7 protein-coding genes are annotated in these 12,608 nt (G+C 41.7%); 5 read left to right on the top strand and 2 right to left on the bottom strand.

Annotated elements, in window-relative coordinates:
- Positions 1–5 precede the first annotated feature (5 nt).
- Complete coding sequence (uvrA, locus tag WA256_RS15820; RefSeq protein ID WP_335992604.1) at positions 6–2,825, bottom strand: excinuclease ABC subunit UvrA; 2,820 nt, start codon at positions 2,823–2,825, stop codon at positions 6–8.
- A gap of 162 nt (positions 2,826–2,987) precedes the next feature.
- Between uvrA and WA256_RS15815 the strand changes: the two genes are divergently transcribed.
- From WA256_RS15815 to WA256_RS15800, 4 genes are all read left to right on the top strand, one after another.
- Complete coding sequence (locus WA256_RS15815) at positions 2,988–4,355, top strand: MFS transporter (RefSeq protein WP_062565992.1); 1,368 nt, start codon at positions 2,988–2,990, stop codon at positions 4,353–4,355.
- Between the two features lie 20 nt (positions 4,356–4,375).
- On the top strand, positions 4,376–5,065 hold the full coding sequence (gene ssb / locus WA256_RS15810; RefSeq protein ID WP_054563349.1) for a single-stranded DNA-binding protein: 690 nt from the start codon (positions 4,376–4,378) through the stop codon (positions 5,063–5,065).
- 333 nt (positions 5,066–5,398) lie between these two features.
- Positions 5,399–7,378: a methyl-accepting chemotaxis protein gene (locus tag WA256_RS15805; RefSeq protein ID WP_335992603.1), complete on the top strand. Its 1,980-nt coding sequence runs from the start codon at positions 5,399–5,401 to the stop codon at positions 7,376–7,378.
- Between the two features lie 241 nt (positions 7,379–7,619).
- A complete protein-coding gene (locus WA256_RS15800) occupies positions 7,620–9,320 on the top strand; it encodes an EAL domain-containing protein (protein WP_335992602.1) in 1,701 nt (566 codons plus the stop codon).
- Here the strand turns inward: WA256_RS15800 and WA256_RS15795 are convergent.
- The gene (locus WA256_RS15795; protein ID WP_442961443.1) at positions 9,317–10,216 is read right to left on the bottom strand and encodes a 1-aminocyclopropane-1-carboxylate deaminase/D-cysteine desulfhydrase; all 900 of its coding nucleotides are present in this window, start codon (positions 10,214–10,216) and stop codon (positions 9,317–9,319) included. The genes WA256_RS15800 and WA256_RS15795 overlap by 4 nt on opposite strands.
- Before the next feature lie 238 nt (positions 10,217–10,454).
- On the opposite strand from WA256_RS15795, the gene WA256_RS15790 reads away from it, so the two are divergent.
- On the top strand, positions 10,455–12,482 hold the full coding sequence (locus tag WA256_RS15790) for an SUMF1/EgtB/PvdO family nonheme iron enzyme (protein ID WP_335992601.1): 2,028 nt from the start codon (positions 10,455–10,457) through the stop codon (positions 12,480–12,482).
- The last annotated feature ends 126 nt before the right edge of the window (positions 12,483–12,608 follow it).

Here is a 12,608-nt window from a genome sequence, read left to right as displayed (position 1 = left end):
CCTTTTTATAGTAGTGGTTTTAAGTACCTTCCTGTGTGTGAACGCTCACAGTCGGCAACGTCTTCAGGTGTACCAGAAATTAAAATTTCACCACCGCCAGAGCCACCTTCTGGGCCTAAGTCGACAATCCAGTCTGCGGTTTTGATCACATCAAGGTTATGCTCAATAACAACAATGGTATTACCGTGATCGCGTAAGCGGTGAAGTACTACTAATAATTGCTGAATATCAGCAAAGTGTAAACCCGTAGTTGGTTCATCAAGGATATATAAGGTTTTACCGGTATCGCGTTTTGAAAGTTCACGAGCCAGTTTCACACGCTGCGCTTCACCACCCGAGAGAGTAGTAGCAGCTTGACCTAAGCGAATATACGACAAGCCTACATCCATTAATGTTTGCAGTTTACGTGCAATAGCCGGAATTTTATCAAAGTAGTCACGGGCATCTTCTACGGTCATTTCGAGTACTTGGTGAATGTTTTTACCTTTGTACTGTACTTCAAGGGTTTCACGGTTGTAGCGTTGACCTTTACATACATCACAAGGTACATACACATCAGGTAAAAAGTGCATTTCTACCTTGATCACGCCATCACCTTGGCAGGCCTCACAGCGACCACCTTTAACGTTAAAGCTAAAACGACCGACCTTATAGCCACGTGAACGGGCTTCTTGAGTACCCGCAAATAGCTCACGAATACCGGTAAAAATGCCGGTGTAAGTGGCAGGATTTGAACGCGGAGTACGGCCAATAGGGCTTTGGTCAATATCAATCACTTTATCAAAATGATCTAGACCCTTGATTGACTTATACGGTGCCGCTTCTGCGGTCGTTGCGCCATTTAACTCGGTATGAGCCAGTTTAAATAAAGTGTCGTTGATAAGCGTCGATTTACCTGAGCCTGATACACCTGTGATACAGGTCATTAAGCCAAATGGAATACGTAAATCAACGTTCTTTAAGTTGTTACCTGTGGCACCAAATAACTCAAGCCATTTGTCGTTGGTTTGATGGCGAGCCTCCGGTACTTCAATTTTCTTCTCACCAGAGAGGTACTGACCCGTGATTGAATCTTTACTGGCTAGAATATCGTCATGGGTACCTTGTGCAATAACATGGCCGCCATGAACACCGGCACCCGGGCCGATATCGATAATATGATCGGCAGCGCGAATAGCATCTTCGTCATGCTCAACCACAATGACGGTGTTGCCTAAATCGCGTAAGTGAATAAGGGTTTTTAGTAGGCGGTCGTTATCGCGTTGGTGCAAACCAATTGATGGTTCATCCAATACGTACATAACACCAACAAGACCTGCACCGATTTGACTCGCTAAACGAATACGCTGCGCTTCACCACCAGACAGGGTATCGGCACTTCGCTCAAGTGATAAATAATTAAGGCCTACATTAATTAAGAAAGATAAACGGTCGCGAATTTCTTTGAGAATTTTTTCGGCAATTTGGGCGCGCTGACCAGTTAGGTTCAAGCCATCAAAAAATGCCATGCTTTCACCAATACTCATCGTGGTGATGGCTGGCAGGTTTGTTTGGCCAATAAATACGTGGCGAGCTTCTTCGCGTAATCGAGAGCCATGACAGCTCGGACACGCTTGGCTTGTTTGGTATTTAGCAAGCTCTTCGCGCACTGAGTTTGACTCGGTTTCACGGTAGCGGCGATTCATATTATTTAAAACGCCTTCAAACTCATGGTTACGCGTAATTAAATCACCACGGTCGTTACGATAGTTAAAGGCAACTTTAGTTTTACCTGAACCTTCAAGAATCACCTTTTGCGCTTCTTTACTAAGTTCTTGGAAAGGCACTTCTAGGTCAAATTTATAATGCTCTGCGACTGCTTGCAGCATTTGGAAGTAATAAAAGCTACGTTTGTCCCAGCCTTTAATAGCACCACCCGATAAGCTTAGTTCTGGGTTTTGCACAACACGGTTTGGATCAAAATACTGACGCACACCTAAACCATCACAGCTTTGACACGCACCCGCAGGGTTGTTAAACGAGAATAAACGCGGCTCAAGTTCACTCATGGCATAGCCACACGTTGGGCAGGCAAAATTAGCAGAAAACAGCATGTCTTCGCTGAGTGAATCGTCCATTGCCGCTACATGGGCAATACCACTTGATAGCTCAAGTGCCGTTTCGAATGATTCAGCTAAACGCTGTTGCTGACCATCTTTTACTTTAAAGCGGTCAACCACAACCTCGATAGTATGCTTTTTATGAAGCTCAAGGGTCGGTGGATCTGATAAGTCACAGACTTCGCCATCGATACGGGCGCGAATGAAGCCTTGGCTTGCGAGTTGCTCAAGCAGCTTAACGTGCTCACCTTTACGATCTTTTACCACTGGTGCTAATAGCATTAGCTTACTACCTTCTGGCAGAGCTAAAACCGTATCGACCATTTGGCTGATAGTTTGTGCGGCAAGTGGCAAGTCGTGAGTAGGGCAGCGTGGCTCACCTACACGGGCAAATAATAAACGAAGGTAATCGTAAATCTCGGTAATAGTACCGACCGTTGAACGCGGGTTATGTGACGTTGATTTCTGTTCGATAGAGATAGCTGGTGATAAACCTTCGATGTGATCAACATCGGGTTTTTCCATTAGCGATAAGAACTGTCTTGCATACGCTGACAGTGATTCAACATAACGACGTTGCCCTTCTGCGTACAAAGTATCAAACGCTAAAGACGATTTCCCTGAACCAGATAGGCCAGTGATAACTATCAGCTTATCACGGGGAATGGTTAGGCTGATGTCTTTTAAATTGTGCGTACGGGCGCCTCGGACTTCAATGTTTTCCATGCTATCTCGTTTTATTACCTAATTATTTTTTCAGTATCTCATAATACGCGATAAGATTAATCCTTGATCAAAGAAAAAATCATCACTTACAGGTGATTATTTAGTTTTCGCTTGTGGTAGAATCCACGCTCAAATTTTAATAGACAGCAAGATCAGTAATTCATGACAGCATCTTCACTCAACTCTCGAGAAAAACGCGCTGCCGTTTCGTTGGCGAGCGTCTTTGCATTTCGTATGCTTGGCCTATTTATGCTGATGCCAGTATTGGCGATTTATGGTCAGCAATTAGAAGGGTTTTCGCCGCTTTGGATTGGCTTTGCTATTGGTGCTTATGGTTTAACGCAAGCCGTGCTGCAAATTCCTATGGGTTGGTTGTCTGATAAAATTGGTCGTAAAAAAGTGATTATTGGTGGCCTTTGTGTGTTTGCACTTGGCTCTGTTATTGCGGCAACCGCTGAGTCTGTGCAAATGGTTACGCTAGGGCGTGCACTACAAGGCATGGGGGCAATTGCCAGTGCCTTATTGGCGCTTGCTTCTGATTTAAGCCGTGATGAACAACGTCCGAAAGTTATGGCCGTTATTGGTATGTGTATTGGTATGAGCTTTGCCATTGCTATGCTACTAGGGCCAATTGTTGCTGCATCGTGGGGAGTTGCTGGAGTATTTTGGCTTACTGCAGGACTGGCCATTTTAGGTATTTTAATTGTGTTGTTTTTAGTGCCAAATGCTGTCAATAAGGCGCCAAAAGGTGACACACTTGCTACCCTTGATGATATTAAGCAACTAATTAAACACCCACAATTAGCACGCCTTGATTTTGGTGTGATGCTGCTTCATCTTACATTAACTACCGTATTTGTAGCCTTACCGGGCCAGCTGATAAAAGATGGCTTAGTCGCAGACCACCATTGGTATTTATATATCCCTGTACTGTTTTTAGCGTTTTTCTTAATGGCACCAATGATGATTGTGGCTATTCGTAAAGAAAAAGAAAAACAAGCCTTTATTGGCTCAATCGCGCTGCTTGTTTTAAGTATGCTCGCGATGTCGTTATGGGTTGATTCGGTGATTGGCATCGGTATTTGTATGTTGGTTTACTTTATTGCTTTTAACTTTTTAGAAGCAACCATGCCTGCACTTGTTTCGCGTATTGCCCCTGCAAACCAGAAAGGTTCTGCGATGGGAGTATTTTCATCTACGCAGTTTTTTGGTGCCTTTTTAGGTGGTTTATTAGGGGGTTACGTTGCTCAAGCATTAAGTGCGCAAGCAGTGTTTGCGGCGGCGGCACTTGTTGGGGTAATATGGCTTATCCTTGCTTGGAATATGCAAGTCCCACCAAGAAGTAAAATAATTAGCTTAATGACTGAATTAAGTTCAGAGCAGCAGGCACAAGCGCTTGCTTCTCGTCTTGTTGCTTTACCGGGCGTAATTGAAGCAACGGTTGTCTGTGATGAAAATCGCAGCTATTTAAAGATTAATGATAAAGAATTTGACCTAGACCAAGCACGCAAAGTGGCTGGTTTAATCTAACGTTTTATAGGAGAAGTTCCATGGCACGCGGTGTGAACAAAGTTATCTTGGTTGGTAATTTAGGCCAAGATCCAGAAGTACGTTATATGCCTAATGGCAATGGCGTAGCGAATATCAGCATTGCTACGACAGATAGCTGGAAAGATAAAAACACAGGGCAAATGCAAGAGCGTACTGAATGGCACCGTGTTGTGTTATTTGGCAAACTAGCAGAAGTTGCTGGTGAGTATCTTCGTAAAGGTTCACAAGTGTACATTGAAGGTCGTTTACAAACGCGTAAATGGACTGACCAATCAGGCCAAGAAAAATACACCACAGAAATCGTGGTAGACATGGGCGGTCAAATGCAAATGTTAGGCGGTCGTGGTGAGCAGCAAGGTGGTGGCTATCAAGGTGGTCAATCACAAGGCGGTTACCAAGGTGGTCAACAACAAGGTGGCGGTTACGGCGGTGGTGCACAGCAATCACAAAGTAATAATAGCTATGCTCCACAGCAACAGTCTGCGCCAGCACAGCAGCAACAGCGTCCACAACAGCAATCTGCACCACAACAACAAAGCAATAACCAATATGGTGGCGGTTATGGTCAGCAGCAAAGCAGCGCACCTCAACAAGGCGGTTTTGCTCCTAAACCACAAAATGCACCACAAGGCGGCGCATCAAACCCAATGGAACCACCAATCGACTTTGATGACGATATTCCGTTCTAAATGATATACAAAACTATGTAATTAGTTTTTAAGAAGCCCTGCATTAGCGGGGCTTTTTTATGTGCGAGAGTTAATGCTTAACCTAATACCAACCCGCAATAATACTTAATCATTTTGAGGGATTAAACCTGTCGCTAACTGCGTTAAAAATTTCTCATTTAGAACAACTAAATAACGAAATTTTTGCCTTGTTATCAACGAGGTTTTATTGCCTCAAAATAGACTACTTAATTAAGCGGATTGGTATAAAAACAATTTGATAGGCTGAATTGGCTATATTCAAAACCTGGTCTAAGTTTATAGAACCTTAATTCCACAACTTTATTATTAACTATGCAGCTTTTAAGGAAGATTAGTTTTCAACAGGCGCTTGCAGCGGTTATCGCTTTTGCTTTGGTTGTGATGTTTGCAGCGTCTTATACTGTTATCAATGAGTCGCTTGTTAGAAAAAGCACAGTTGAGAAAGATGCTGTATATATACGTGAAGCTTTAATGATTGATGAGATAGCTCACGAAACGGCTGTTGAAAGAGGCTTAACGGCAGGCCTAATTGGCTCTGGTTATAGTCAAAATAAAGAGCGTGTTGCACAGCAGCGTGTAGTGGTCGATAAAGCATTTGATAAATTTGCCCGTTACACTCAGCAGCATAAGGTTTCATCAACACTATTCAATGCGGTATTAGCAAAACATAAGAAAATCACTGAGCTGAGAGAAAGTGTCGACAAGAAGCAAGGTAAACAAGCGTTTGTGGTCTATTCTGATTCAAACAAGTTTATGCTCGATGTTACCAACAGGCGAGTCTCACAGGTCAAACAAAGTGAGGCAATCGCCTCTGGTCTTGCAATAGTCGAAATGTCTTTATTGAAGGAGAGGCTTGGGCAAGTGCGAGGTAAAGTGAATGGTGTCTTATCTTCCAAGTCTATTTCTGAGAGTAATCAAGTCTTAGTCAGTAGCTATTTTCACAATATTGAAGAAACCTTGTTTTTGCTTTCTTTAACACTCACAGGTGATGCTGATAAAAAGTGGTTAGCAGAATTGACCAACTCGCAAACTTATCAAGATGTAAAGAGCATTGTTGAAAAGCTTAATCAAGAAAGTGGTGAGTTATCTTTAAACTACCCAACACCATCAGATTGGTTTGCTCACTCCACTGAGTTAATAGGTAAGGTCCGTAAGCATATTCTACAAAAGCAGCAAGTTTTAGAGTCGCTGATTGAGCAAAGTCGTAGTAGTGCAAATACTAGGGTTTATGCCACTAGTGGCTTTGCCATTATTCTTATAGGTTTGTTCTTTGCTTTTGGGTTATTCGTTATTAAGTCGCTGGCGAGAAAAGTAACTAGGGTTAGAGATGTGATTAGCACTATTGCTACCAGCCATGATTTAGCGGTGAGAATTAACGATAATTCGAGTGATGAAATTGGTGCAATCTCCAGAAGCGTTGATGAGCTCGTCGATGCGCTTACCGATTTAATTAGGCAAGTTCAGCAAGCAAATAACACCAGCGAATCCAGTGTTCAATCATTGATCACATTTGCAAAAGAGCTATCTGAGCGTGTTGAAAATATTAATTCAACGACCGCAACATTGCATGACAACTTCACTAGGCTATATAGCCAGATAGAGCAAATAGCAGTATCTGCAGAAGAGAGCTCTAAAAATACGATAAAGGCGAATGATCTATCTGCAAGTACTAAACAAATTATTGGTAGGAATAAAGCAAGTATTAGCTCGTTGTCAGAGTTAATACAGCAAGCCCATGAACAATCAGATGCCCTAAGTGCTAAAACAAACAGTATTCAATCTGTACTCGATACGATTTCGAGCATTGCAGAGCAAACTAATTTACTTGCATTGAATGCGGCAATAGAAGCTGCTCGGGCAGGGGAGCAAGGCCGTGGCTTTGCTGTTGTAGCCGATGAGGTTCGTGGTTTAGCTACACGTAGCCAAGACTCTACATCTGAAATATCTTCAGTACTAGATGATATAAAACAGCAGGTTCAGCAGTTGCAGGTGTATATGGAAAATACCTCTGACTCAACGCAAATGGTTAGTGATAACAGTGAACAAGCGTTAACGAATATAGATACGTTAACAGCGAATATTGCTGATGTGAGCAGTCAAACAAATACGGTATCCGATGCGATTGAATCGCAAAGTCAGCTTGCTGAAGAAGCGAGCAAAGCAAGTCAAAATATCACTTCAAACATGCATGATGTTCAAAACGAATTAGCGTTACTTGAGAAGTTAATTACAGATTTAGAAAATGCACAGCAAAGAACATCCGATGCCCTAAATGTGTTTAAAGTTGATTAGCAACTGCGTTGATTTTGAGGAAGCTTCAGCACTGCAAACTTTCTTACTACTCTTTAAGTAGCAGTTTGCCAGTTACAAAATAATTCTCATTAACTGTTTTTGCTAGGTGTTTAAAATTACAAAACTTTTGACAGCGCTGGTTCTAGGATATTTCTGATATTGCTTTAAATCGCCCTGTAGCCTTGTATTTATAGGGTTCTTGAACAACACTTTGTATATGTTTAAGCAACTAACCTGTGAAATGAAACGAGACTTAGCTTCACAAATAAAGCAACCGGTGGCCATCTATGTGGCGGCCGCTTTTTTGCTATTAGTTGTTTTTAATATTTTCTTAAGTGATGTGTTGCACGACAAAGTTCATCGCACCGGTACAGAGCTTGCCAAACAAGTGTATGAATTAAACCTCGACCCGATTGCCTCGCAAGATATTATTGCTACCTTAGTTAAAAGCCAAGGCTTTGCAATGAGCGCTAGTGATGTACCACATAACTTTGCAAACTTTATCGACTTAGAGCAAGAGGTATTTAGCTATAAAACGGTTAATTTGCGTTTATTTCATTGGCCTTCTTGGTTGGTCGAAAGTCACTTATTTATTTTCCTAAATTTAATATTGCTTGGCACTGGGTATTGGGGCTTCCGCTGGTGGAAAAAAATGTTCAAGCAATTAGCAATAACAGAAAAACCGCTGAGCAAACCATTTGAACAATTAAGCACTCAGGTTACAGCCAAGAAAGTTGCATCACCTAAACCATTAGGTCATCAGGATTTAAATATTTTGTATGGTGTACCAACAAACTATAACCATTTGTTTTCGCTATTCTTTTGGAAGACCCCTTTCCCTGCTAACCTCGACGTTGATAATTATTTTAAGTTAGTCATTGCAAAAGGATTTGGTGAGCTTGTAAATCGCTCTGTGAAATTATTGCCATCGGGTGGTATTGCTGTGACCTTAAACAGTGTGCCTGCCACCGAAGTTGATAAATACACTAAACGATTACATCAGGTTATATATCAAGCTTGTTTAAATTATCGTAGTGACTTGTCTCGTGCTGATATAAAAATTGGTGTGTGTAATTACCGCACAGGGGCTGATCAGGCCGTGGTTTATCAGCTTACTAAATCAGCATTAGCGCTGGCGAAACAAAGTGCTTGGCAGCACATTCATCGCTTACCCTTTGGTCATACGCAGTCAAGCATGCTTGCTGATAGTAAAGAACACCTATTTGAGTACATTAAGAAAAAACATTTTATGTTGTTTTTTCAGCCTTTGTTTGACTTACAAACAGGCGATATTTTACAGCATGAGGCGTTGATCCGTATTCGCCACAAGAGTTTAGGCTTGCTTGCGGCTCGGCATTTTATTCCTCACATGAGTAGTAAAAAAGATGTCTTGTTATTGGACCAAACTGTGATTTCTCAAGTGAAGAAAATGCTGCTGAACGAAACGGGCTCATTAACGGTGAGTATAAACTTACACGCAATGAACTGGTTTAATGACGAGTTTTGGCTGTGGTTTAAACAGCAAATGGAAGGGTTTAATAGCGCAGACAAATTGCAATTTGAACTAAGCGAAGACGATTATCTAAAACAGCATAAAAAGCTCAGTGAACAGTTTGAATGTTTAGAGAAACTGTCTGCTGGTATTGTTATTGATAACGTGCGTAGCGCAGAACATATAGCAACTTATAGAAATATCAAAAATGTATGCAGTATTAAGTTAGCATTTGAACTGATACACAATATAGATACCAACACCCAACAGCAAAAAATTGTAAAGCAAATAATTTCTAAGGGTACTGAGCTAAACTTTCCTGTTTATGCGGTTGGAGTAGAAACACAGAACGAACTTGCGACCTTAAAAAACCTAGGGATCATTGCGGCTCAAGGCTTTTACTTTGCTGAGCCATTGCAAAAACTGGCGGATATTACACCTTACAGCTAGACAATTAGCCCTCGGTACTTAAGGCCGTCTAAACCTTGTAGCCCACCAGTATGAACTGCAATGATATGCGTTCCTTGACTAAAGTAACCTTGCTCTATTAACTGCCAAACGGCATAGAGCATTTTGCCGCTGTAGATTGGCTCAAGCGGGATTACGTGCTGCTCACTAAAGGTTTGGCAAAATTGCCACAAGTCATCGCTAAACTTTCCGTAACCACCATCATGAAAGTCGCAAAGCAGCTGCCAGTTTTGTTGCTGATTTGCTTTATTACTTAGCTGCTTTATCTCATCAATTAAGTAGTGCGCTTGCTTCAGTACTGCGACACCTAACAGCTTTGTGTGTTGTGGTGCACCTTCGATTAAACCTGCTAGTGTGCCGCCACTACCGGTTGGGCAAACAATCACATCAGAGCTTGGTAGGCTTTGCGCTAATTCTTTACAACCTAAAAGAGCAGCTGAGTTGGTACCACCTTCTGGCAATATGTAGGCATTCGGAAACTGCGCTTGTAACTGTGCTAAATACGTTTGGTCGTGCCTTAAGCGGTAAGTAATTCGATTTACTGGGTGTAAGCTCATACCGCATTGCTTTGCGTAGTTGAGTGTTGGATTTGCTTCGTCTAGCTCAGGGCCGCGAATAATACCGTGGGTTTTAAAGCCAAATAGTTTACCTGCAGTTGCCGTGGCATGAATATGATTTGAAAACGCGCCACCAAAAGTGAGTAGTTCAGATTTACCCTGTTGCTGCATAACATCTAAGTTAAACTTTAGCTTACGCCATTTGTTGCCACTAATTTGCGGATGAATAAGATCATCTCGCTTGATGCTCAGCTGAATTTTAAGTGCAGCTAATAAGGGGTGATGAATTGTTTGTACTGGTGATTCAAAAGAACTATTCACGGCATTAATTTTCGTAAAAAAACACGTCTTATTGTAGCAAAGTCGTCTTACAGATAGAAATTAGTCAATTAAACTCAAATGATTTTGTTATTTACTGGCATCAACTAAGGTAATAGATGTAAACTCAGATAATAATTGAACAAAGCTTGTGTTTTGCCTTGCAAGTACATAGCATAAGAGTTTAATTATAAAAAAATAATAATGACCAAATAATTGCCGCTTTTTGGGAATGGAATATATGCGAATTGCTCCTTTATCTCTGTTAATTTCAGTTAGTTTGCTAGCAACTAGTGCATTTGCACAAGATACTGCTACGGTAACTGGCATTGAATCAGAGATCAGTAAAAAACAAGCCGAATACGATAACTCGACCTTAATCCTCGAAAAACACCTAAAAGAAGAAAGTCAGTTACAAAAACAACTCGAATTATTGCGCGCCCGCTCAACTGAGCTAGATAAAGAAAAAAACCAAGCGCTAGATGCAATGAACGAGATGTACCGCCGACTTATTGATGACCCAACTCTTGATATCAGCAATGCGCAGTCGCGCTATCAAAAAGCTGTGGTTGATCACAAACAAAACAAAGATGATATTTCGATGCAATTGGCGGCAATTGCTTCACATAGAAAAGACATTGAGCAAATTCGTGTATCAAAGCACACCCAGTTAAACACCTTAGAAAGTTTAAAAGAGCAGTTAGCAACGGCACGTGTTGAGCGTTTACGTAACGAATTCACTCGTGAAGGCACATTAGAGGTTAATCACACGATTAACTGTAAGCGCACCGAAACACTTGCTGCCTGTGAACAACGTGGCCAACAAATGGGCTTACAAAAAGCCACTAAACGTTTTGTAGACCAGATTTTTGCAAACTTAACTGAAGAGCGTTTGGTTGAGCCAAAACGAAACCTTGCTGGTGCACAAGTTAAGATTTTAAGTAGCCATGTCGTGAATAGCGCGTTCAGTGGTCAAGGTAACTACAACGTTAACTTAAGTGTGACGATGCGCGGTGATGTAAACAGCAGCCGTTTATGTAGCTTACTTAACTTAGATAATCGTTTTTGTGCTGACTATGGCACGCCACTGGCTGGTAACTTTCAGCCAAGCTACGGCACTACCTATTCAGATAGTCAGTTAACATTCAGTGACTCTCAGGATAATGGGCAGGTGGTATCGGTTTCACGTATGAGTGAGCAACCAGTAAGCGATTATTCTGTAAAAAAGCCAATAAAGGTTGAACCATTACCTGATCTAAAAAAATCTAAAATGGTTGAATTAACACTGCGTTCAAATGTTTATGACGATGAAGTGTTTATTGATGGTGTTAGCTATGGTGCAACTAGGTTAACGACATCATTACCAAAAGGTTTTCATGATATTGAAATTCGCAAACGTGGCTACAAAAGCTATAAAGCGCGAATTGATCTGCGTAAAGCACAAACCATTAATGCAAACCTAGTTAAAGTGCCAGAGCCTGTTGTTGCTGAAGTGACTGCGGCACCAGAGCAACCTGTAACAGCACCTGTTGCAAGTATTGTTAATAAAACCAGTTCTGCCAGCATTGTAGTTATTCCCGCTGGTAAATTTAAGATGGGTGACATTAACGGCAATGGGTTAGCGAATGAGCGCCCAGTGGTAGAAAAAACCATTGCTAACTCATTTGCAATGCAAAGCAAAGAAGTAAGCGTTGGTGAGTATGAGCAATTCGTTGCGAATACCGGCTATAAAACAGAAGCAGAAAAAGATCGCGGCTGTGCGTATTACTTAAATGGCGAACCAGTGTGGGAAGCAACCTTAAACTGGCGTAACCCAGGCTTTGATCAAGAAAGTGATTTTCCGGCGGTGTGTTTAACTTACAACGATGCCAAAGCATATGCAGATTGGTTGTCGGGTCAAACAGGTCAGCTATTTCGTTTACCAAATGAGGTTGAGTGGGAATACGCTGCACGTGCAGGTAAAGAAACTGAATACCCTTGGGGTAACGAAATTGGTAAAAATTTAGCGAACTGTGGCTGGTGTGGTAGCGAATGGTCAAACAAGAGCGCTGCACCAACAGGGTCGTTTTCTCCTAACGCATATGGCCTATACGATACTGTAGGTAATGTGTGGGAATGGACAAACAAAAAGTCAGGACAGTCTGATGTGGCTGTTCGAGGCGGTGCATGGAATTTTGCTCCTAGCCTAGCACGCGTATCAACGCGCTTAATCTTAGCGCCAGATTTTCGTGCAAACTATATCGGTTTCCGTTTAGTACGCGAACGATAAGAATTTAAAAAGGAAGCAATGGATGCTTCCTTTTTTAGCATTTTAATTAAAGCAGTTGCGCTTTTTCATGATTAGCATGATAGAGTGAGAGCAGCTAGTATAAGAACGAATTTTCAAAGGTCATCC

The sequence above is a fragment of the Pseudoalteromonas sp. CH_XMU1449-3 genome (assembly GCF_037027245.1).
Taxonomy (GTDB): domain Bacteria; phylum Pseudomonadota; class Gammaproteobacteria; order Enterobacterales; family Alteromonadaceae; genus Pseudoalteromonas; species Pseudoalteromonas shioyasakiensis.
This window is presented reverse-complemented; position numbering and strand designations above follow the sequence as displayed.

Coding starts and splice junctions, on each gene's coding strand:
- WA256_RS15805 (WP_335992603.1), top strand. CDS start 5,399: ATGCAGCTTTTAAGGAAGATTAGTTTTCAACAGGCGCTTGCAGCGGTT.
- WA256_RS15790 (WP_335992601.1), top strand. CDS start 10,455: ATGCGAATTGCTCCTTTATCTCTGTTAATTTCAGTTAGTTTGCTAGCA.
- WA256_RS15815 (WP_062565992.1), top strand. CDS start 2,988: ATGACAGCATCTTCACTCAACTCTCGAGAAAAACGCGCTGCCGTTTCG.
- WA256_RS15800 (WP_335992602.1), top strand. CDS start 7,620: ATGAAACGAGACTTAGCTTCACAAATAAAGCAACCGGTGGCCATCTAT.
- ssb (WP_054563349.1), top strand. CDS start 4,376: ATGGCACGCGGTGTGAACAAAGTTATCTTGGTTGGTAATTTAGGCCAA.
- uvrA (WP_335992604.1), bottom strand. CDS start 2,825: ATGGAAAACATTGAAGTCCGAGGCGCCCGTACGCACAATTTAAAAGAC.